General features: G+C 61.3%; 23 protein-coding genes. 9 read left to right on the forward strand and 14 right to left on the reverse strand.

What is annotated here, in order from left to right:
* Positions 1 to 5: 5 nt before the first annotated feature.
* From PFLQ2_RS09130 to PFLQ2_RS09120, 3 genes are all read right to left on the reverse strand, one after another.
* A complete protein-coding gene (locus PFLQ2_RS09130; protein ID WP_003183771.1) occupies positions 6 to 506 on the reverse strand; it encodes a universal stress protein in 501 nt (166 codons plus the stop codon).
* A 95-nt stretch (positions 507 to 601) separates the two neighbouring features.
* Positions 602 to 1,507 carry a 5'-nucleotidase gene (locus PFLQ2_RS09125; RefSeq protein ID WP_003183773.1) on the reverse strand — a complete coding sequence of 302 codons (906 nt, stop codon included), beginning with the start codon at positions 1,505 to 1,507 and terminating at the stop codon, positions 602 to 604.
* Between the two features lie 20 nt (positions 1,508 to 1,527).
* The gene (locus PFLQ2_RS09120; RefSeq protein ID WP_003183775.1) at positions 1,528 to 2,481 is read right to left on the reverse strand and encodes a putative 2-dehydropantoate 2-reductase; all 954 of its coding nucleotides are present in this window, start codon (positions 2,479 to 2,481) and stop codon (positions 1,528 to 1,530) included.
* 267 nt (positions 2,482 to 2,748) lie between these two features.
* Between PFLQ2_RS09120 and PFLQ2_RS09115 the strand changes: the two genes are divergently transcribed.
* Positions 2,749 to 3,825, forward strand: a complete 1,077-nt coding sequence (locus PFLQ2_RS09115) for a 3-deoxy-7-phosphoheptulonate synthase (protein WP_003183777.1) — start codon at positions 2,749 to 2,751, stop codon at positions 3,823 to 3,825.
* An 85-nt stretch (positions 3,826 to 3,910) separates the two neighbouring features.
* On the opposite strand, the gene PFLQ2_RS09110 is transcribed toward PFLQ2_RS09115, so the two are convergent.
* Positions 3,911 to 4,192, reverse strand: a complete 282-nt coding sequence (locus PFLQ2_RS09110) for a GNAT family N-acetyltransferase (protein ID WP_003183779.1) — start codon at positions 4,190 to 4,192, stop codon at positions 3,911 to 3,913.
* A gap of 635 nt (positions 4,193 to 4,827) precedes the next feature.
* On the opposite strand from PFLQ2_RS09110, the gene oprI reads away from it, so the two are divergent.
* Positions 4,828 to 5,079 carry an outer membrane lipoprotei OprI gene (oprI, locus tag PFLQ2_RS09105; RefSeq protein ID WP_003183784.1) on the forward strand — a complete coding sequence of 84 codons (252 nt, stop codon included), beginning with the start codon at positions 4,828 to 4,830 and terminating at the stop codon, positions 5,077 to 5,079.
* Positions 5,080 to 5,202: 123 nt separating this feature from the next.
* Here the strand turns inward: oprI and PFLQ2_RS09100 are convergent, their stop codons facing one another.
* From PFLQ2_RS09100 to PFLQ2_RS09090, 3 genes are all read right to left on the reverse strand, one after another.
* Positions 5,203 to 6,174 (reverse strand): L,D-transpeptidase family protein, encoded by a 972-nt coding sequence (locus PFLQ2_RS09100; protein ID WP_003183786.1) that lies wholly within the window; start codon positions 6,172 to 6,174, stop codon positions 5,203 to 5,205.
* Positions 6,175 to 6,337: 163 nt separating this feature from the next.
* Positions 6,338 to 6,631, reverse strand: coding sequence for a hypothetical protein (locus PFLQ2_RS09095; RefSeq protein WP_003183788.1), 294 nt, complete (start codon positions 6,629 to 6,631; stop codon positions 6,338 to 6,340).
* A 56-nt stretch (positions 6,632 to 6,687) separates the two neighbouring features.
* Complete coding sequence (locus PFLQ2_RS09090) at positions 6,688 to 7,293, reverse strand: arylesterase (RefSeq protein WP_003183790.1); 606 nt, start codon at positions 7,291 to 7,293, stop codon at positions 6,688 to 6,690.
* Positions 7,294 to 7,303: 10 nt separating this feature from the next.
* Here PFLQ2_RS09090 and PFLQ2_RS09085 point away from each other — a divergent pair, with 10 nt between their 5' ends.
* The 3 genes from PFLQ2_RS09085 to greB are packed head-to-tail and all read left to right on the forward strand — an operon-like array spanning position 7,304 to position 11,023.
* The gene (locus PFLQ2_RS09085) at positions 7,304 to 7,987 is read left to right on the forward strand and encodes an ABC transporter ATP-binding protein (RefSeq protein ID WP_003183792.1); all 684 of its coding nucleotides are present in this window, start codon (positions 7,304 to 7,306) and stop codon (positions 7,985 to 7,987) included.
* A complete protein-coding gene (locus tag PFLQ2_RS09080; RefSeq protein ID WP_003183794.1) occupies positions 7,987 to 10,491 on the forward strand; it encodes an ABC transporter permease in 2,505 nt (834 codons plus the stop codon). Before PFLQ2_RS09085 ends, PFLQ2_RS09080 begins: the two co-directional genes overlap by 1 nt.
* A gap of 34 nt (positions 10,492 to 10,525) precedes the next feature.
* A complete protein-coding gene (gene greB / locus PFLQ2_RS09075; protein ID WP_003183796.1) occupies positions 10,526 to 11,023 on the forward strand; it encodes a transcription elongation factor GreB in 498 nt (165 codons plus the stop codon).
* Between the two features lie 9 nt (positions 11,024 to 11,032).
* On the opposite strand, the gene PFLQ2_RS09070 is transcribed toward greB, so the two are convergent.
* The 3 genes from PFLQ2_RS09070 to PFLQ2_RS09060 all read right to left on the reverse strand — a co-directional run bounded on the left by PFLQ2_RS09070 (position 11,033) and on the right by PFLQ2_RS09060 (position 13,546).
* On the reverse strand, positions 11,033 to 11,341 hold the full coding sequence (locus PFLQ2_RS09070; protein WP_033046179.1) for a hypothetical protein: 309 nt from the start codon (positions 11,339 to 11,341) through the stop codon (positions 11,033 to 11,035).
* A 251-nt stretch (positions 11,342 to 11,592) separates the two neighbouring features.
* On the reverse strand, positions 11,593 to 12,027 hold the full coding sequence (locus PFLQ2_RS09065; protein ID WP_003183801.1) for a DoxX family protein: 435 nt from the start codon (positions 12,025 to 12,027) through the stop codon (positions 11,593 to 11,595).
* Between the two features lie 97 nt (positions 12,028 to 12,124).
* A complete protein-coding gene (locus PFLQ2_RS09060) occupies positions 12,125 to 13,546 on the reverse strand; it encodes a transglycosylase SLT domain-containing protein (protein ID WP_003183803.1) in 1,422 nt (473 codons plus the stop codon).
* 235 nt (positions 13,547 to 13,781) lie between these two features.
* On the opposite strand from PFLQ2_RS09060, the gene PFLQ2_RS09055 reads away from it, so the two are divergent.
* The 3 genes from PFLQ2_RS09055 to PFLQ2_RS09045 all read left to right on the forward strand — a co-directional run bounded on the left by PFLQ2_RS09055 (position 13,782) and on the right by PFLQ2_RS09045 (position 16,725).
* Entirely contained in the window at positions 13,782 to 14,591 is an 810-nt protein-coding gene (locus PFLQ2_RS09055; RefSeq protein WP_003183805.1) for a TatD family hydrolase, read from the forward strand.
* A 145-nt stretch (positions 14,592 to 14,736) separates the two neighbouring features.
* On the forward strand, positions 14,737 to 16,218 hold the full coding sequence (locus PFLQ2_RS09050) for a methyl-accepting chemotaxis protein (protein WP_003183806.1): 1,482 nt from the start codon (positions 14,737 to 14,739) through the stop codon (positions 16,216 to 16,218).
* 144 nt (positions 16,219 to 16,362) lie between these two features.
* Positions 16,363 to 16,725, forward strand: a complete 363-nt coding sequence (locus tag PFLQ2_RS09045; RefSeq protein ID WP_003183809.1) for an Mpo1-like protein — start codon at positions 16,363 to 16,365, stop codon at positions 16,723 to 16,725.
* Positions 16,726 to 16,742: 17 nt separating this feature from the next.
* Here the strand turns inward: PFLQ2_RS09045 and PFLQ2_RS09040 are convergent, their stop codons facing one another.
* From PFLQ2_RS09040 to PFLQ2_RS09030, 3 genes are all read right to left on the reverse strand, one after another.
* Complete coding sequence (locus PFLQ2_RS09040; RefSeq protein ID WP_003183811.1) at positions 16,743 to 17,540, reverse strand: acyl-CoA thioesterase; 798 nt, start codon at positions 17,538 to 17,540, stop codon at positions 16,743 to 16,745.
* A gap of 232 nt (positions 17,541 to 17,772) precedes the next feature.
* Positions 17,773 to 18,531 (reverse strand): CHAD domain-containing protein, encoded by a 759-nt coding sequence (locus PFLQ2_RS09035; RefSeq protein ID WP_003183813.1) that lies wholly within the window; start codon positions 18,529 to 18,531, stop codon positions 17,773 to 17,775.
* 104 nt (positions 18,532 to 18,635) lie between these two features.
* The gene (locus PFLQ2_RS09030) at positions 18,636 to 18,926 is read right to left on the reverse strand and encodes a hypothetical protein (protein ID WP_003183815.1); all 291 of its coding nucleotides are present in this window, start codon (positions 18,924 to 18,926) and stop codon (positions 18,636 to 18,638) included.
* A gap of 207 nt (positions 18,927 to 19,133) precedes the next feature.
* Here PFLQ2_RS09030 and PFLQ2_RS09025 point away from each other — a divergent pair, with 207 nt between their 5' ends.
* Positions 19,134 to 20,171, forward strand: a complete 1,038-nt coding sequence (locus tag PFLQ2_RS09025) for a patatin-like phospholipase family protein (RefSeq protein WP_003183817.1) — start codon at positions 19,134 to 19,136, stop codon at positions 20,169 to 20,171.
* 63 nt (positions 20,172 to 20,234) lie between these two features.
* Here the strand turns inward: PFLQ2_RS09025 and PFLQ2_RS09020 are convergent, their stop codons facing one another.
* The gene (locus PFLQ2_RS09020; protein ID WP_003183819.1) at positions 20,235 to 20,924 is read right to left on the reverse strand and encodes a response regulator; all 690 of its coding nucleotides are present in this window, start codon (positions 20,922 to 20,924) and stop codon (positions 20,235 to 20,237) included.
* Positions 20,925 to 20,931 lie beyond the last annotated feature (7 nt).

The following is a 20,931-nucleotide window of genomic DNA, read 5'->3' on the forward strand; positions in this document are numbered from 1 at the left end:
TAGCCTCACGCCTCTCCCTGGCGTCGACGTTGCATCAGCGGCACCAGATAGACTGGCACACGGGATAACTGCAATACCCGTGCAGCGGTCCGACCCAAGGGGGTCTCGCCGCTTGCCCCTTGGCAATGACTGCCTACGATCAGCAAATCGACGGAGAGTTTCGCCGCCTGCTCCAGAATGACCTGGGAAGGATCACCCTGGTAAACCCTGACCGATTTGATCAGCTTCAAGTCCTGCTGCCCCTCTCCCAGCTCCTCACGAAAGCTGTCGAGCACTCGCTGCTCGATATTGGCCATTACCGTATTCAGACCCTGGCGATGAAATTCGTTCAGCGCCTGCTCGTCGAGATAACTCTGCAACACCGATTCGGCGAACAGCCCCATCGGTTCTACCGCATGCACCACATACAACTCGGCTTCAAACGTCCGTGCCAACGCCAAGGCATGCTGCATCACATAAGGGGCGTAAAGTCCCAGGTCTGTGGCGTACAGCATCGAACGAATCATGTGACCTCCTCGCGTGCCAAGATGGCGGAGATTGATTCAGCTTAGCAGTGCCTTGGAGAGTGCGGCGTGCGGTGTAACGTCCCGAACCACGGGCACTAAGGCTTGACTTCGTTACTGATGCCATGGGGCACATGACCGGTGGCGACCACCTCGCGAGCCAGTTCGCAATGACCGGTCTGGTCGTCGAAAAAAACGTCGGCGGCGAACGCTTCAAGGAAGGCTGATTTGGTCAGGCCGCCGAGAAACAAAGACTCGTCCAGACGGATATCCCATTCACGCAGCGTCCGGATCACCCGCTCATGGGCCGGAGCCGAACGGGCCGTGACCAGCGCCGTGCGAATGGGGCAGGCGTCCTCGGGAAACTCGCGCTGCAACGCATTGAGCGCCGCAAGGAAGCCCTTGAATGGCCCGCCTCGCAGCGGTTCGCGAGCCGCCTGACGCTCGCTGGCCTGGAACGCTTCCAGGCCGCCGGCCTGATAGACACGCTCCGATTCATCGGAAAACAGCACCGCATCGCCATCGAAGGCAATGCGCAGTTCCTCGCTGGCGGCGCGGCTGGCCCCACCCGACAAGATAGTCGCCGCGGCAAACCCCGCGTCCAAGGCACTGCGCACGTCTTCAGCATGGGTGGACAAAAACAGGTCGCAGCCGAACGCCTTGAGGTAGGGATAAGGACTGCGACCGCCGACGAACGCTGCCCGCGAGATCGCCAGGCCGTAATGGTGAATCGAGTTGAAAACGCGAAGGCCGGTGTCGGCGCTGTTGCGCGAAACCAGGATCACCTCGACCCGGGCACGCCCCAGGTGCTCGTTGAGGTTCAACAGTTTTTGCACCAGGGCGAACGCATCCCCGGGCGCCAGGACTTCGTCTTCGTGCTCGATCTGGTACTGCCGATAGGCTTCGACACCACTCGACAGATACACCTTGTGGCTTTCACTCAGGTCGAACAAAGCCCGCGACGAAATCGCCAGCACCAGTTTGTCGTCGATGTTATTTGCCATGTCGCTCCCCCTTCGTCGGCTCAGCGGTTACGCCGATCCATGAACGCCAGCGTCTGATACAAGGCTTCGATCTTAGGCAGTTCGCACCCCGCCGCTTTCGCTGCCGCCAACGGCCGACCGTAAATTGCCTCCAGTTCCAATGGGCGTCGGTGGGCGTAGTCGTGATGCATGCTCGGCCAGTAGTCGGGCATCTTCTCGGTCATGCTGAACAGGTACTCGGCGTAGCCCGGCGCGATGTGATGGCCGCAGGCTTGCGCACCGCATACCACCTCGCCCATCAGCGCCTGGATCAAGCCGCGACTGTCGACATCAGCCATCAACGGCGTGGTACTGGCGCCCAGCAGGACTGACAGACCGTTGTACGGCACGTTCCACACCAGTTTCTGCCAGCGGGCCTGTTGCAGGTCAGGCATCGCCTGGGAATCGATACCGGCGGTACGAAACAATGTCGTCGCCTCTTCGACAATCGCCATGCGTTCCGCCTGGTCGCTACCAGGTCCACTGTGATAACCGATATTGACCGCGCCGAGAGCCTGGTGGGCGACGACCCCAGGGCCGACGCGGTGCACGCAGACCAGGCACAGGCCGCCGAGCAGATGCAGCGAATCGGGGAGCAAAGGTCGCAGATCGTCTTCGACATCGAGGCCATTTTGCAGCAGCAGGACTCTCGCCCCCTCGGCACCGGCCTGGATGATGGCCGGGGCCAGGTCGGCGTTGCTGGTGGTCTTGGCACCGACCAGCAACCAGTCACAGGGCGGCATATCGGCCGCCGAGCGATATGCCTGGACCGGGTTGAGGGTCAGCGCGCCGTGCACCGCGCTGTCGACCTGCAAGCCGTGTTCGGCCACCGCACCGAACTCGCTGCGCAGCAAAAAGTGCACGTCATAACCGGCACGTGCCAGCATCACCCCATAGAATCCGCCGATCGCACCGGTGCCGATCATTCCGATCCGCGGTTTAGCGCCTGCCTGCATCTTTGCAACTCCTCTGGTAAACGGCCCTGCACACTATCAGCGTGAGCGGCATGGCATGCAATCTCCATTACATCCGCTAACGAATCTGTTGCAGGCCCGCCTCGAAGGCTTCTTACCCAGCCAATAGGGCATTAAACCCGACCTTGCCCATTGTCGAGCGGCCTCGTAACGCGATAAGGTTCGGCTCCCCGGCGCGCTTAATATCCGCTGTGCACCGCCGCGCGGGGATCGCTGGCGGCCGGCACCCGTGACCTGACGAGTAACACGATGGCTGATTTACCGATCAATGACCTTAACGTCGCCTCCAACGAGACCCTCATCACGCCTGACCAACTCAAGCGTGATATCCCCCTGAGCGACGCTGCCCTGCGCACCGTGACCAAAGGCCGGGAAGTCATCCGCAACATTCTCGACGGCACCGATCATCGCCTGTTCGTGGTCATCGGGCCCTGCTCGATCCATGACATCAAGGCCGCCCACGAATACGCCGAGCGCCTGAAAGTCCTGGCTGCGGAAGTGTCCGACACCTTGTACCTGGTGATGCGGGTGTATTTCGAGAAGCCTCGGACCACAGTCGGCTGGAAAGGCCTGATCAACGACCCGTACCTGGATGACTCCTTCAAGATCCAGGATGGCCTGCACATCGGTCGGCAGTTGCTGCTGGACCTGGCGGAAATGGGGCTGCCCACCGCCACCGAAGCCCTGGACCCGATCTCCCCGCAATACTTGCAGGACCTGATCAGTTGGTCGGCCATCGGTGCGCGCACCACCGAATCCCAGACCCACCGCGAGATGGCTTCCGGCCTGTCCTCGGCCGTAGGCTTCAAGAACGGCACCGATGGCGGCCTTACCGTGGCGATCAACGCCCTGCAATCGGTTTCCAGCCCCCACCGCTTCCTGGGGATCAACCAGGAAGGCGGCGTGTCGATCGTGACCACCAAGGGCAACGCCTACGGCCACGTGGTACTGCGCGGTGGCAACGGCAAGCCGAACTACGATTCGGTCAGCGTCGCGCTGTGTGAACAGGCACTGAACAAAGCGAAGATCAAGCCGAACATCATGGTCGACTGCAGCCACGCCAACTCCAACAAGGACCCAGCGCTGCAGCCGCTGGTGATGGAAAACGTCGCCAACCAGATCCTGGAAGGCAACCAGTCGATCATCGGCCTGATGGTCGAAAGCCACTTGAACTGGGGCTGCCAGGCGATCCCGAAAGACCTCGCCGATTTGCAGTACGGCGTTTCCATCACCGATGCCTGCATCGACTGGAGCGCTACCGAGAACACCCTGCGCAGCATGCACGCCAAGCTCAAGGATGTACTGCCGAAGCGCCAGCGCAGCTGATCGACCCGCTTTAGCTCATAAAAAGCACCGCATAAAAAAACGCCGGACTCTTCAGCCCGGCGTTTTTTTATGGGGATTCGTTTTTTCAGAGCTTCGCCGCATGCCTCTGGTGACGCTCCATGTAGCGCTCCACGTAGGAACAGGACGGGATCACCGTGTAGCCCATTTCCTCGGCGTATTGCAGCGCCCGTTCTGTCAGCGCCGCCGCAATGCCCCTGCCGCGCAAGGCGTTGGGCACGAAGGTGCGATAGATATCCAGGGTCTGCTTGCCCAGGTCCATATAGGTCAGATACGCACGATGACCGTCCACATTGGTCTCGAACTGATGACCAGCCTGGTCATGGTGGATGGACAACGCCTCGCTCATCACTACTCCTCGCGGGTCTGAATGCTGACCCCTACCTTACCGATGTTTTTCCGGCGAAGGAACAACTACGCCACCCCGTGCCTTCCTGGTCACCGAGCGCCAAAACCGAACCGCTCAAACCCGAGCACGTCGTGAATAGTAGGCACCAATGACGCAAATGCTCAAGGCACGCCTGTCATCGAAGGGGTAAACCTCGTCGGGTTTATCGATTGAGCGCCATCGTCGCGCTGTAATCGGTCACGGTGCAATAGCTGAACATCGCCAGTTGTTGAGTCTTGAGACGAGCGTGCGCAGTTAAAGTCACCGCCCAATACCAATAAAGATGCTTGGGCGCCTGCGCAAAAAATGAACAAAAGTATAGGTTAATCAATAAGCAACGACGTTAGCGCAAGCCGAAAGAGTTCAACCGCTAACGGAACTTTTTTTCAGCCGCGCGCTCCAGTCAGGGGCTTGACGCTGTGTTTTTTTTCAACGACCCAACAGAAAAGTTGCTCGAAAAAGAATCACCGCCTACAATTTTTTTGCTTCTTGCGCTACGTCAGTTTACTTACTACAAGTAATGGGTAGTATGTACGCCGGCTAACTCCCCAGTCTGGGGAGCAGTCCACAATAGAAAGTCCTTGAAGGGGAACACGATGAACAACGTTCTGAAATTCTCTGCTCTGGCCCTGGCCGCAGTTCTGGCTACCGGTTGCAGCAGCGCATCCAAAGAAACCGAAGCACGTCTGACTGCTACCGAAGACGCAGCAGCTCGCTCCCAGGCTCGTGCAGACGAAGCCTACCGTAAAGCTGATGAAGCTCTGGCTGCTGCTCAAAAAGCACAACAGACTGCTGACGAAGCTAACGAGCGTGCTCTGCGCATGCTGGAAAAAGCTAGCCGCAAGTAATAGTCCCTCGGGATTGTTATCGAGCCGACCCATCGTTGGGTCGGCTTTTTATTGCCCGGTGTTTTCCAGGCAATAAAAAACCCGCCGGCATTGTGAAACGCCGGCGGGTTGCTTCAGGTTCTCTTATTGCTGCAGGTCGATCGGTGCACTCGACACCATCGGTGCCGACGTATTCGGCACGGCGACTTCTACCGGCAGGCCATCTTCGGCAGCCACGACGTCCCGCACCACATCCCAGTTCATGCGCTGATTGCTGGTGATGTCCTCACGCTTGAGCATCGCATTGATCACAGCGGTGTGCTTGTCCACCACCGACGGGTTGCCCTTGTCGTCCAGCGGCGTATGAGCTTCCAGATACACCTTGCCGCCGCTCACGCCCAGCTTGTACGGGTCGTTGATAATCCGCACCGACGTCCCCACCGGCACCATGCCGGCCATTTCCAGGACGTTGTTGTTGAACATCCGGAAGCAACCGTGGCTGGTACGCATGCCGATGCCGAACTTCTTGTTCGAACCATGGATCAGATAGCCCGGCGTACCCAGGGTGAACTTGAACGGCCCCAGCGGGTTATCGGGACCGGCCGGCACCACATTTGGCAGCGGGTCACCGTCGGCAGCATGTTCGGCCTTGATCGAGGCTGGTGGGGTCCAGGTCGGGTTTGGCGTCTTGGCGATGATGCTGGTATGGGCGATTGGCGAACCCCAGCCCTCACGACCAATCCCCAGCGGGAAGGTGTAGACCACGTTCCGGCCTTTGGGGAAGTAGTAGAGGCGGTATTCGGCAAGGTTGATCACGATGCCCTCCCGCGGACCTGGCGGCAGGATGAAGCGGGTCGGCAGCACGATTTCAGTACCTGCGCCCGGCAACCAGGGATCGACCCCCGGGTTGGCGGCGACCATCTCGCTGTAACCCAGGTCATAGGTGGTGCCCAGGTCAGCGAAGGTGTCTTCGTATTTGGCCTTGATCACCTGCACCTGGCCGACAATGTCTTCACCCGGCGGTGGCAAAGGCAGCTCCAATGCGGCAACGGGCCCCGCCATACACAGGGCGGCAAGTGACAGGCAGCGGGCGACGGCAGGCAAGCGCGGCAACATCCGGGAAATCCTTCGCAGATCGAACAAGGGTATGAAAACGGCGATTGTACACTGCCGCCCATTAATTCGGGGAGGTTGGCAATGAGCGTCCGATATGCAGCATTACTTCTGGCGCCCACAAGATTGGCTCCCACCACAGAAGTCGTCCTTCGGAGTTGGGCAATTACAACTCGAACCGCAGCTCAGGCCAGATCGGCGACGTGCCACGCTTCTGGGATTCCAGGATCGCCCGGCACAATGAGCACAGGCGATGGTCCTGGAAAATCTTGCGATCAACCCCTGACCAGCGCGGCTGTGCCGGGAGCAGGCTGCCACAGAGGGTCCGATCGGCCGAGCCGCCAAGCTCCAGTTGGCGTGTCACCAGATGCACCCGCACTTCCTGGCAGGCGAATAGGTCCAACTGCTCGTCAGGCTCGATCAGTTGGTAGGCAAACAAAGACCAGGCGGGACGCGGCATCGGGGGCTCCAAATCGGGGGCGCCACATTAGCCGAAAGCCCGCCTGTAGAAAAGCGTCAAAGCAGCGGTTTCAGCGTCGGCCAGACATTTTCCAGCAACTTGCCCTGGGCGGCGACGGACGGGTGCAATCCGTCGCCCTGCATCATCCCCTCTACGCCACCGATATCCTTGAGAAAAAACGGTACCAACGGCACTTTCTTCTCCTCGGCCAGGGTGCTGTAGACCCGGGCAAAGGCATCGGTGTAGCGCCGTCCGTAATTGGGCGGCAGTTGCATGCCCAGCAGCAGCACCTTCGCACCGCTGGCGCGGGAGCTGTCGATCATCGCTGCAAGGTTTTGTTGCAATTGCGTTGGCGGCTGTCCGCGCAAGCCATCGTTGCCGCCAAGCTCGAGGATCACCAGGTCCGGCTTATGGGCCGCAAGCAGCGCTGGCAGCCGCGCCTGGCCTCCTGCGCTGGTATCGCCACTGATGGAGGCATTGACCACTTTATCGTCAAAACCCTCGGCCTTGAGCCGTTGTTCGAGCAAAGACACCCAGCCTTGCCGGGTATCCAGGCCGAAAGCCGCGCTGATACTATCGCCAACGATCAGGACTGTACCCGCCGCTGCGCTCTGGGCCATGCACATCAAGGCCAGGCCAGCACTCAAAAACCACACACGCATCGGATTCTCCATGGGCTCAAGCATTCTCACCGCGACGGACCTTAGCAAAGTGGTTACCAGCGCGGAAGGTGAACTGACCATCCTGCACGAACTCAGCCTGGAACTGAGCAAAGGCGAAAGCCTGGCCATCGTCGGCGCGTCCGGCTCAGGGAAATCCACCTTGCTGGGCCTGTTGGCCGGCCTCGACCTGCCCAGCAGCGGTGAAGTGACCCTCGCCGGGCAGGCCCTCAGCCCCCTGGACGAAGACCAGCGGGCCCGAATCCGTGCCGAACATGTCGGTTTTGTCTTCCAGTCGTTCCAGTTGCTCGACAGCCTCAACGCGTTGGAAAACGTCATGCTGCCGCTGGAGCTGGACGGTCGCAAGGATGCCCGCGAACGCGCCACGCAACTGCTCCAGCGCGTCGGCCTGGGCCAGCGCCTGGCCCACTCGCCCCGCCAGCTCTCGGGCGGCGAACAGCAACGCGTGGCCATCGCCCGCGCCTTTGCCGCCGAACCCGACGTGCTGTTTGCCGACGAACCCACCGGCAACCTCGACAGCCACACTGGCGAACGCATCAGCGACCTTCTGTTCGAGTTGAACAAGGAACGCGGCACGACCCTGGTGCTGGTCACCCATGATGAACGCCTGGCCCATCGCTGCCGGCGCCTGATCCGCCTTGAAGCCGGCCAGATGGTCGCCCCCCTGGAGCCTTGATGGCACGCTTGCCGCTGTTGCGCCTGTTCAGTCTCGCTGTCCGCCAATTGCTGCGCGATGCCCGCGCCGGCGAATTGCGGGTATTGTTTTTTGCCTTGCTGGTGGCCGTGGCGGCGAGTACCGCCATCGGTTATTTCGGCGCCCGTCTCAATGGCGCCATGATGATGCGCGCCACCGAATTCCTCGGCGCCGACCTGCTGCTCGAAGGCAGCGCGCCCGCCCGTCCGGAGCAGATCCGCAGCGGCACCGAATTGGGCCTGGAGCATGCCCGGGTAGTGGAGTTCTCCAGCGTCGTCGCCACCGATAACGGTATCCAGCTGTCCAGCGTCAAGGCTGCCGATGATCCCTACCCACTGCGCGGCGAACTGAAAAGCGCCTCGGCCCCGTTCGCTCCGGAAGAACCCGGCGGACGTCCGAACCCTGGCGAGGCCTGGGTCGAAGCCCGGCTGTTGACGGCACTGGACCTGAAGATCGGAGACAGCATCGATGTCGGCAACAAGACTTTGCGCCTGGCCCGGGTACTGACCTATGAGCCCGATCGCGCCGGCAACTTCTACAGCCTCACCCCACGGGTGCTGATCAATCTCAAGGACCTGGACGCCACCGGCGTGGTGCAACCCGGCAGCCGCGTCAGTTATCGCGATCTGTGGCGCGGCCCGGCGCCGGCGCTGCAAACCTATCGCGACCTGATCAAGCCGGGCCTCGAGGCCCATCAGCGCTTGCAGGACGCCCGCGACGGCAACCGGCAGATCGGTGGCGCCCTGGGCAAGGCCGAACGCTACCTGAACATGGCCAGCCTGGTAGCGGTGTTGCTGTCCGGCGTCGCCGTTGCACTTTCGGCCAACCGCTTTGCCACCCGACGCTTCGACGCCAGCGCCCTGCTGCGCTGCCTGGGTCTGTCGCGACGGGAAACCATGGTGTTGTTCAGCCTGCAACTGGCGACTCTGGGCCTGCTGGCCAGCATCAGTGGTGCGCTGCTGGGCTGGGTCGCGCAGTTAGGCCTTTTCGCCTTGCTGCACGACCTGTTGCCCACCACCGTACCGGCGGGGGGCCTGTTGCCGGCATTCGCCGGAGTCGGTACCGGGCTGGTGGCGCTGGCGGGGTTCGCCCTGCCACCGCTGGCCGCGCTGGGCCGGGTGCCACCGCTGCGCGTGCTGCGCCGGGACATGCTGCCGATCCCGTCCAGCACGTGGATGGTCTACGGTGCCGCGCTGGCGGCCCTCGGCCTGATCATGTGGCGACTGAGCCTGGACCTGGTCCTCACCTTCGCGCTGCTGGGGGGCGGTGTCATCGCCGCACTGGTGCTCGGCGGCCTCTTGCTGCTGTTGCTCCAGAGCCTGCGCCGGCTGCTGGCCCGTTCTGCCCTGCCCTGGCGGCTGGGCCTCGGGCAACTGCTGCGCCACCCCCTTGCGGCGACCGGCCAGGCCCTGGCGTTCGGCCTGATCCTGCTGTCCATGGCGTTGATCGCGCTGTTGCGCGGCGAGTTACTGGACACCTGGCAGAACCAGTTGCCCAAAAATGCCCCGAACTATTTCGCCCTGAACATCCTGCCCAACGACAAGCAGGCCTTCACTGACAAGCTGCTGGCGCTGTCGGCACAATCGGCACCGCTGTACCCCGTAGTGCCAGGGCGGCTCATCAGCATCAACGGCGAACCCGCCACGGAATTTGTCACCAAGGACTCAGCGGGTGACCGGGCCCTCCAACGCGACCTGAGCCTGACCTGGGCGGCCGATCTGCCGGCGGGCAACGTCGTCACCGCCGGGACTTGGTGGCAGCAACAACCGGCGGATGATATTCCCGGGGTTTCGGTGGAAGGCAAAGTGGCTGAAAACCTCAAGATCAAACTTGGCGACCGTCTGATGTTCAGCGTTGGCGGCGTCAACCGGGAAGCGAAGGTCACCAGCCTGCGGGAGATCAACTGGGATAACTTCCAACCCAACTTCTTCATGATTTTCCAGCCGGGCACGCTGAAGGACCTGCCGGCTACCTACCTCACCAGCTTCTACCTGGCGGCGGGCCACGACCAGCAGATTGTCGACCTGTCCCGGGCCTTCCCGGCAGTGACGATCCTGCAGGTCGAAGCCCTGCTTGAACAACTGCGCAGCATCCTCGCCCAGGTGACCCTGGCCGTTGAATATGTGTTGCTGTTTGTATTGGCGGCAGGAATGGCGGTGCTGTTTTCCGGCCTGCAGGCAACCCTCGACGAGCGGATTCGCCAAGGTGCGCTGCTGCGGGCACTCGGCGCCGGGCGAGCATTGCTGGTGAAGGCGCGGCGTATCGAGTTTGGCCTGCTGGGGGCAGTCAGCGGCTTGCTCGCAGCCCTGGGTTCGGAACTGGTCAGCCTGGTGCTCTACCGCTATGCCTTCGACCTGCCTTGGCATCCGCATCCGTGGCTATTGGCATTACCGTTGGTGGGCGCGCTGCTGATCGGCGCGGCCGGAGTGTTTGGCACTCGTCGAGCGCTCAATGCCAGCCCGCTGACAGTATTGCGCGAGGGTTGATAGACTCCCGGCTTCGCTATCACAAGAAGTTGCCATGAGCCGTTATCGCCCACCCCGCACCGCCGGCACCGCGCTGATCACCCCTGAGGGTGAGGCGCGGATGCGTGCTGAATTCCATGAGCTGTGGCATGTGCGCCGTCCTCAAGTGACCCAGGCGGTCAGCGAGGCAGCGGCCCAGGGCGACCGGTCGGAAAATGCCGAGTACACCTACGGCAAGAAAATGCTGCGGGAAATCGACAGCCGCGTGCGCTTCCTCACCAAGCGCCTCGAGGCGCTCAAGGTGGTCAGCGAAAAACCCAGCGATCCGAACAAGGTTTACTTCGGCGCCTGGGTCACTGTCGAAGACGAAGATGGCAAGGAGTCACGCTACCGCATTGTCGGCCCGGACGAACTGGATTTGAAGCAGAACCTGATCAGTATCGATTCACCATTGGCACGGGCGCTGATCGGCAAGGCCTTGGACGCGGAAGTCAGCGTCCAGACGCCTACCGGAGAAAAGCGGGTCTACATCGTGGATATCACTTACCCGTAATCGGCAGCTTCAGCGGCGAGTAATCAAACCCTGGCGTGCGACACGGGTCAGTTGCCGAATCATCTCGGGAGCGTCCGCCGCACTGGGAGACTGGATAACAGCCAAGTCAAAACTGTCATTGGCAAAACGGGCCAGGGACTCGCCGTCGTCTACGAACTGGATCAGGAAAGCAGCGGGCCCGTGGTTGCGTCGCGGCCAGCCGTCGAGATATCGCAAGAGCGTGGGCTGGTGGGTGCCGCCCAGGAGAATTTTCGGGTTGCGTTGCACAAGGTCCGCCGTGATCGGCGCAAGACGTACGAGGGGGTTGGGTGCATTCATAGTGTCGTGTCTCTGCCTCAAAAGTCTGCATGGCAGGTGAGAGGCAACACCGAACCAGCGCTTTAGCGGTATTTCGAAGCCCTGTTGTTCCGGCTTCTATCGGCAACTGAGATGAGTCACCTGGCGCCCCGCAAGTAGCTGTTTAAATCGGCGCATGGGCGGCATCCTAGAGAAGCTGACCGGCCGGTGTCAAGAATCGCCACACACGAAAAAGGCCCGTACCAGACGGGCCTTCAGCTGAAAATCTGCGATCAGTTGGCGATGGCGCGATCGACCGACAGCTTGCCAGCCCCTTCGATCAGCACGGCAATGCTGCCTGCCAGCAGTGCCAGGGCAAATTCATAACCGTTGTTGGCCATGAACAGGCCGTTGCCGATGTGCACGGAGAAGATCGCCACCAGTGACAGGAAGGCCAGGCCCAGCGCCGCCGGACGGGCCAGCAGGCCGATGATCAGTGCCACCCCGGCGAAGAACTCGGTACCGCCCGCCAGTGTTGCCATCACGTATCCTGGCGTCAGCCCGATGCTTTCCATCCACTGTGCCGTCCCCGCCAGGCCGTAGCCACCGAACAGGCCGAAGAGTTTCTGCGAGCCGTGGGCAGCGAAAATGATCCCGACGACGATGCGCAGGACAGTCAGGCCATAGCCAGCACGGGTAAACAATACTTTGTTGATCAAGGCGCTCATGCAAGGTCATCCAAGTGTGTGGTTGTTGCGGCCATACTAATCGAAATTTTTTGTGCTGACAGCGCAATTATTGCGACATACCAATCAACTTAATCGATCACTTACGCAGCGCAACCTTTTGCTCCGTGGGCTCCAGCGACTCACGCTCTCGATCAAATGCCAGATAATACTTATTCACACTATTAACGTAGCTGACCGCGCCCATTCCCACCTGCTCCATGGCAATGCGTTCAACCTGGAAGAACCACTGGTTAGGGTTCAAGCCGCGTCGCCGGGCTTCGGCACGCATGCCTTGGACGCGCTCGGGCCCCATGTTGTAGGCCGCCAGGACGAACGCCATGCGTTCGCGCTCGTTGAGCTTGGGGCTGGCGAAGAATTTGCGACGGATCATGGCCAGGTACTTGGCGCCGGCCTGCACGTTGGCATCCAGGTTCTGGATGTTATCCACCCCGACCCGCTGGGCCGCCGAAGGGGTGATCTGCATCAGGCCGGTGGGGCCTGAGCCACTGCGGGCGCCGGGTTGCAGGGCCGATTCCTTGAAGGCCAGGGCCGCCAGGTTAAGCCAGTCCATGCCTTGGGCATCGGCATGCTTTTGCAGCACCGGACGCAGTTTCTCCAGGCGCTGGCGATCGGCTCGGGCCAAGGGATAATGGACCTGATACAAGCGGCGGTAGATGCGCAGGAACGCTGCGTCCTGGTTGGACGGTGCCTTGTAGGTCGCCAGGAAGCGGTCGATGCTTGCCCGCAGCATGCCTGCGTCGCGACGCACGAACCAAGATTCGTCGCCTGGTTCGCCGATCGGCACCTGACGGTCCAGGCGCAGCTTGGAAAGGATCTTGCCCCAGCGCTCGGCAATCGGTTGTTCGACGATCGTCAGGTGGAAGATCCCGCCCTGGACCATCTCCAGTACGTCCTCCACCGCCAGGGTGGGATCGACCCACTCGACCTTCACCGGTGGCAATTTGAGCAGCGCCAATTTCTGATTGATCTGGCTCACCGCGTCTCCCGCCGCGCTGCCGTTGGGCAGCGCCAGGGTCTTGCCGGAAAGCTGCTCCAGGCGGGTGTAGCGTTTTTCCCCCTTGATGCCCACCAGCAACAACGGCACGTTGGTACGGATCGGATCGCTGGCACTGACCGCCTGCCCGGCCTGGGGCTGGAGCAACTCACCGGGCGCGACGAGGTCGCCCTCCCCGCGCTGCAAGGCACCGAGCAACTGGTCCTTGGCCATGGGAATGATCTTGAGCGTAATTTGCTGGCCGTCTTGGGCATGGCCATTGAGGTATTGCTCGAAGGCACGCAGCCGGTGGTATTCGACGCCAATGGGCTCACCCTGGACTTCACCGGAGCTGTTGCGGCTCTGATTGACCAGCACTTTCAATACCCGGCTGCTGCGGATCTGCGCCAGGTCGCGCGTAGCGCCGGGCGCAACGGTCTGCAGCGGTCCGGGCAGGCGTGCTTCGGCCAGCATTGGCAGCAGCAGCGAACAACACAGCAGTAGCAACACCTGGGGACGTGTCATCCACTCTCCGGAAGGAATACTGCCGACCGCCTCGTTGAAAATTGAGACTGAGTCGACAGAAACAGAGCGCTTTAGGCGCTGAAAAAGTGCGGAAGACTGGCACAGTGATGGCTTTTATACCAATCCAATGTGTCTCGCGGCCTTAACAGACAGCCTCAACTCGTTGTAGTTCTTGGCTTTTCTTATAAATCTACAGCTCTGATATGCTTTCCAGCCTTTGGGCCGAGGTAGCACCATGCAACTCATCGATATCGGCGTCAACCTGACCAATCCCAGTTTTGCCGATAAACACCAGGCGGTGCTTGAGCGCGCCCATGAAGCCGGGGTCTGTCAACTGGTCCTGACGGGCACCAGCATCGAGGGCAGCGAGCAGGCCCTGGCGCTGTGCGAACGCCTCGACGACAGCACCGAGCGGCTTTTTTCCACTGCCGGTATCCATCCCCACAGCGCCAGTGAATGGACAGCTGACAGCGCCAGGCACCTCAAGGACTTGCTCAGGCAAAGCCGAGTCCGCGCGGTGGGGGAATGCGGACTGGATTTCAACCGGGACTTCTCTCCCAGGCCGCAACAGGAGAAAGTCCTGGAGCAACATCTGTCCCTGGCGGTGGAATTGCAGCTGCCGGTTTTCCTCCATGAACGAGACGCCGACCAGCGCCTGTTGGAAATCCTCCGGGAGTTTCGCGACCAATTGCCAGCGGCGGTGGTGCACTGTTTTACCGGCGAAAAAAAGGCGCTTTTCAACTATCTCGACCTGGACTTGCACATCGGCATCACGGGCTGGATCTGCGACGAGCGCCGGGGCACGCATCTGCACCCATTGGTGCGCGAAATTCCCCGTGGCCGGCTGATGCTCGAAAGCGACGCTCCATACCTGCTACCCCGCACACTGCGGCCCAAACCCAAGAATGGTCGCAACGAGCCGGCCTATCTGCCGGAGGTTTTGCGCGAGGTGGCCTTGCACCGGGGCGAAACCCAGGAAGACCTGGCGGCTCACAGCACCGCCTGCGCCCGGGCATTTTTCGGCTTGCCCACTCTTTCCGAATAAACACATGCTCCGGTGGAAGCGGGCTTTCTCGCTCCCACAGGGGTACTACTGCGTCTGTTGACCCGCATCAACATTCAGGTCCTCAGGTAGCGGCACAATACTGGCACCTTGCCAATGCTGTTTCCGCTATCAGAGAAGACCTTCCATGGGTGCCTGGCTTAGCAATATCTCGCTGAAGTACAAATTCTGGGCGGTCAATGCGGTCGCCTTTGTTACCACGTTATTGCTGGTGCTGTATGCCGTGCACCTGGAGCAACAAGCGCGCAACCACGCGGCCCAGGCGAACGCCCAGGCCCAGGCACACTTGCTCGCAGCCTGGCCTGTCGGGCAGGCGCTACCCAAGTCTGGCTATCTCTTGCCACTCCAACACGATCAAGTCCCCGTGTTCAACGGACAGCCGCTGCCTTCGCTGGCACAGGCCCAGGGCTGGGTCGAACTCAATGCCAGCCTGCTGTTCGGCGATGATCCGCTGCTGGGCGCCGAAGTGATCCGTCGAGGCGACGGCCAACAGCTTGCGGTGCTGGCCCAAGGCGCCAGCCTGAGCCAGGTGTTTGCCGAGCGCTTCAGCCGATACGCCGTGGCCGTGTTCGTTTTGATGCTGGCAATGCTGGGGGCCTCGCAATTGCTCATCCGCTTTTTGCTCAGCCAACTCAACACGCTGAAAGACGTCATGCTGCATGTGGAAAAAACCGGTGACTTGTCTGCCCGCGTGCCCCTGGCCTGCAAGGACGAAGTGGGGCAGATGGCGGCGGCGTTCAACGCCATGCAAGCTGGCTACCAACGTGTGGTCGATACCGTCGCCAGCACGGCCCGGCAACTGGACAGTGGCGCGGCGCGCCTGGCGTCGAGCATGAATGACGTGCGTCACGGCATGCTCGGCCAACAGAGCGAAACCGATCAGGCGGCCACGGCGATCAACGAAATGTCCGCCACGGTTCATCACATCGCCCAGCATGCCGGTGCCACCCGCGACCTGTCGAAAACTGCTGACACCCTGGCCGGCAATGGCCGCGAGGTGGTCAGTCGCGTGCAACAGTCGATCACGGGGCTGTCCTGCGGCGTGCAGCAGACCGCCGAAATGATCCAGCGCCTGGCCGAAGACAGCCAGAAGATCAACGGCGTGGTCAATGTAATCCACAGCATCGCTGAACAAACCAATCTGCTGGCCCTTAACGCCGCCATCGAAGCGGCGCGGGCTGGGGAAATGGGCCGGGGCTTTGCCGTGGTCGCCGACGAGGTGCGCAACCTGGCCAAGCGGGTGCAGTCGTCCACGGATGAAATCACCACCATGATCGCGGCGCTGCAAGCCGGAACCCGGGATGCGGTGGATTTCATGCAGGAAAGCTCATTCAAGGCCGACGATTGCGTGCAACAAGCCCATGAGGCCGGCGAGGCACTGGAGCAAATTACCAGTGCGGTGGCGCAGATGCGTGAAAGCAATACACAGATCGCTGTCGCCGCCGAGCAGCAAAGCCATGTCGCCGAGGAGATGAACCGGGCGGTGGTGAGTATTCGCGACGTGACCGAAAACACCGTGCGCCAAACGGTGGACTCGGCCACCACCAGCCATGAATTGGCCACGTTGGCCGGTGAGTTGAGCAAGGCGATCGGGCAGCTGAAGCTTTAGGACCTTGGCCTGCTCACGTTCACTGTGGAGAGGGAAAAATGGCTATGACCCCCTATCGCGTCAATAGCCAACCGCGATTCGCCGCCCTGCCCGGGCAGGCCTATTCTTGGGTTATTCGGTTTCATGAACTCAAGGAACAGCATCATGGGCAAACGTCACCCCAACCTTGCGGCCTGGCAATGGCGCGCCTACCCTGACAATCATCGCCACCCCACCAACCTGGTGTTGCACCTGATTGCCGTGCCGCTGTTCATCATCGCGTTTCTGCTGATTGTGTCCGGGGTGTTCAGCCTGAGCCTGGCCGATGTCGCCATCGGCATCATCGGCCTGGTCGCGGCACTTGGCTTGCAGCGCCACGGACATAGCCTCGAGGCCCAGGCCAGCGAACCATTCAGTGACCGCAAAGACGCGGTGTCACGGCTGATGGTGGAACAGTTCCTGACCTTTCCCCGATTCTTGCTCAGCGGTCGCTGGTGGCGCGCCTGGCGGGATCGCCACCGTCACTGATCAGTGGGATACAAGCTTTAGCCGAAGATCGTGACTGTCTGCCGACTCATGGCAATCAAGCGGTCATCGGCACTCCAGAACTTCGCGGCAACGTGGCCGTAGCCGTCCTGGGCGTGCTCGATTTCGGCCAGGTATTTGCACCAGTCCAGAGTGGTGAGCTCCAGCAATGGCTGGACAAACTCGATGGTCCAGGTGAGCGTACTGCCCGGGGCCATTTGCGTGAGGTGCGGCAGCAACGCCGGTGGCCAGGCGTCCACCAACGCGAGGATATGGCTTTCGTTCAACGGCTCCTCTTTCACGTCGCCGCGCAAGCGCACCCAGCCGCCCATGCTGCGGGACTTGTTGCCGGTGAACGGCAGGCCACCGACGCTCCAGCGCATCGCCAGATGGCGCATGAACTCCGGCGTGCCCCCTTTGATGTAGGGCAGCTCCTGGCATTGCTCCACGCTTTTGAATTCCGGTGCGGGGTCGGCCTGCACCGCCACCACCGAGCCACGCGATGCGCCAAAGCTGCCTTGCACCACGGTCACTACCTGGCCGTTCTGCACCGCGCGCCCTAGTACCTGGCTCACCGCCTTGCCTTCTCGCAACACGTCGACTTCGAAACTGACCGGCACATCGGGCGCCACCGGGCCGACAAACGTGATCGCCAGCGAACGCACCGGGCGATCCGCCGGTACCCGGGCCCGCATCGCTTCATATTGCAGCGCCGCCACCAAGCCACCAAAACTGGCGCGGCCCTGGCCCCATTCGGGCGCGATAACCACGGCATCTGGCTGCCGACGCACGGCATCGATCAAATCGGAAAAGCGCATGGCGACCTCGAAGGCAACAGAAAAAAGGATGAAGGAATCTTAACCAGCCCCGGCCAGCGGCACAGCGCTCATTCCGGCCAAAGAGGCTGACAGATAAGCCGCAGTTTTAAATCCACCCCTAATCGACTGTGGGAGCGGGCTTGCTCGCGAATACGGTGGGTCAGTCAGAACTGTATGAACTGATCTATCCCATTCGCGAGCAAGCCCGCTCCCACATGAATCTGTGCAGGATTCAGGATCTGAAGCAACTCGCAATCAGCTTGTCGAGGACCTTATCGGATTTGTCCTCGGCTTTTTCCATGGTGCGCTGCCAGATTGGCACACACGATTGCAGATCAGTTTCTTCCTCGGCCTTGGCGAGCCATTGCCAGCAATCGTGCCAGTCACCCAGCGCGGCCTGGGCAGACTTGAGCCGTGGCAAGGCAGCTTCGGGCAGGCGGTCGAGTTCGGGATAGGCTTCGATGGCGTAGCGCACGCGCTTGATCAACAAGCGCAACCGGTGACGGTCGTGGGCCGGATCATGCAGGGCTTCGCCGAGTTGTTTCCATTGTTTGCCCAGGCGCTTCTCGATGCGCTTGCGCAACCCCTTGAGCAATCCTTCGCGCTGGGCGGCGCGGATGAAGCGTGGGAACGCGTCCAGGATCATCAACAACTGCGCCAGTTGCGCACTGGCGGCCACGCGGGGATAAGCGTCGGCCATCTGCACTCGACGGCGTTGTGCTGCGTCGTTCTTGCCATGCTGCTCAAGGTAGGCCGCGAGCACCTCCCGATCGCGCAGAGGCGTGGTCAGGGCGCCGACCGCCGCAGCGGCGGCTTCCAGTTGCTCGACGCCGGGCAGTCCGCGCAACGGACGAAGCAGGCTGCGCAAACGGCGAACCGTGGTGCGCAGGTCATGCAACGCTTCGCTGTCGGTGTGGGCATTCAAACGGGCCTGACAGGCGAGCAGGCGAACTTCCAGGCCCAATATCCGGGCCACCAGCCGATCGATCATGGGACGCACTCCGTGTGCAGCTCCAAGCTGCGAGGTTCAAGCTGCAAGTGGAAGCAGCTTATGCCGCCTTCTTGAAGCTCGAAGCTCGAAGCTTGCGGCTGTCGTTAACGTCCGGCGCGGGATTCGCGAATGTAGAAACGCGCCTTCTCGGCTTTCTTGGAGCAGCCTTCGAAGGCTTCGAATTGCTGCTGGGTCTTGGCACCAGTCAGCAGCGACAGGGCCTTGGAATAACTGACAGTGCCGGCAAAACCCTCGGCCTTGGCCAGGTCAAGTTCATGCCAGGCGGCGTCGAGCTGGGTACCGCAGCTGTCACGGTAAGCGGTTTTGCCTGCGCAACCGGCCAGGGCCAGAACCATCAGGGACGCCACTAGGGGCAGGCAGATCCGGGCTTTCATCGATTACACCTCAAGTCAGGTAAACAGTCGTGCTGGTAAGACGGTCGCGCCGGTAAAAAGTGCCTGGCCCGCCCGTCTATATTCATGTGTGGCCGAGAATACGCAAATGCCGCGCCGGCGTGTCAAAAAACGACGCCTGCGCCACAACGATTGAGCCAAGTCGTCGATCAGTGCATTGTTGAAGTCTGTTCGACAAGAGGCCAGGTCATGACAAAACGTGTCGCATTGGTATTGGGCTCCGGTGGGGCCCGGGGCTATGCCCATATCGGGGTGATCGAAGAAATCGAACGGCGTGGCTACGACATCGCCTGCATCGCCGGTTGTTCCATGGGCGCTGTCGTGGGCGGGATCTATGCCGCAGGCAAGCTCAAGGATTATCGCAACTGGATCGAAAGCCTGGATTACCTGGATGTGCTGAGACTGGTGGACGTCAGCTTTCGCCTGGGGGCGATCCGTGGCGAAAAAGTCTTCGGGCAGATCCGCAAGATCGTCGGCGAACTGAACATTGAAGACCTGCGCATTCCCTACACCGCCGTCGCGACCGACCTGACCAACCAGCAGGAAATCTGGTTCCAGGAAGGTTGCCTGCACCAGGCGATGCGCGCCTCGGCGGCGATTCCCAGCCTGTTCACCCCGGTGATGCAAGGTAACCGCATGCTGGTGGATGGCGGCCTGCTGAATCCGTTGCCGATCGTGCCGGTGGTGTCGAGCCATTGCGACCTGATCATCGCCGTCAACCTCAACGCCACCAACCAGAAACAGTACCGATTGCCGGTCATCCAGCGCCCCGCCGCGTTCAGGCGGCGCTTCGATACCCTGGTCAGTTCCCTGGGGTCGCGCCTGCCGTTTCGCCGCAAGCAAGCCGAGCAATTGCTGCTGCTGGAACAGGAAGCGTTAAAGGCCGAAGCTGCCGATATCAATCCTTGGCTGGAGTCCGCCGAACCCGAAGGCCAGCAACCGGCCGCCGCACCAGAGACCGAAGGCGCGCCGAAATCCGCCACCGGCTCGTTCATCATCGACAACGTCGGGCCTGCGTCGTTGCTGGATCTGATCAACCAGAGCTTCGAGGTGATGCAGACATCGCTGGCCCAGTACAAGATCGCCGGTTATCCGCCGGATGTGCTGATCAACGTGCCGAAACGGGTGTGCCGGTTTTTCGAGTTCTACAAGGCGCCTGAATTGATCGCCTTGGGGCGAGAGATTGCCAGTGATACGTTGGATCGGTATGAGAGTGAGCAGAATTAAGCATGATTGCTGACCCCATGCGGAGAGGGAGCACGGCTAGAAACCTATTCGTGACTAGATTCCTCATTCACCCAACAACCGATACCCCACCCCCGCCTCAGTCACAATGAACCGGGGCCGGGTCGGGTCGTCGGCGAGTTTCTGGCGCAGGTGCCCGACCACGATCCGCAGGTAGTGGCTGTCTTCGACGTGAGTCGGCCCCCAGATATCCTTGAGCAGTTGCTGCTGGGTGATGACCCGCCCAGGGTGTCGCGCCAGTTGCGCCAGGACCGCGTATTCCTTGCGGGTCAGGGCCACTTCGGCGCCGTCCAGCAGCACCCGTCGATACGCCAGGTCCACCGTCAGCGGGCCGAACTTCAGCGCCGCTTCCTGCGGCTCGCCTGGCGGGGCCTGGCGCAACAGGGCGCGGATTCGGGCGAGGAACTCCTGGATGCCGAACGGTTTGGTCACGTAATCATTCGCACCGTTGTCCAGCGCCTCGACCTTCTGTGCTTCGCTGGCCCGCACCGAGAGCACCAGCACTGGCGCCGTCGACCACTGGCGAAACTCGCGCAATACTTGCTGGCCGTCCATGTCCGGCAACCCCAGGTCGAGCACCAGCAGGTCCGGCTTGTTCAATGCCGCCTGCGCGAGTCCTTCCGTGCCGGTGCCGGCCTCGAGCACTTTATAGCCTTGGGAAACCAGGCTGATGCGCAGGAATTTACGGATCTGCGGTTCGTCATCGATAACCAAAAGGGTTGCGGTCTGGCTCATGGGGTCC

It is taken from the genome of Pseudomonas fluorescens Q2-87 (assembly GCF_000281895.1).
Taxonomy (GTDB): Bacteria; Pseudomonadota; Gammaproteobacteria; order Pseudomonadales; family Pseudomonadaceae; genus Aquipseudomonas; species Aquipseudomonas fluorescens_S.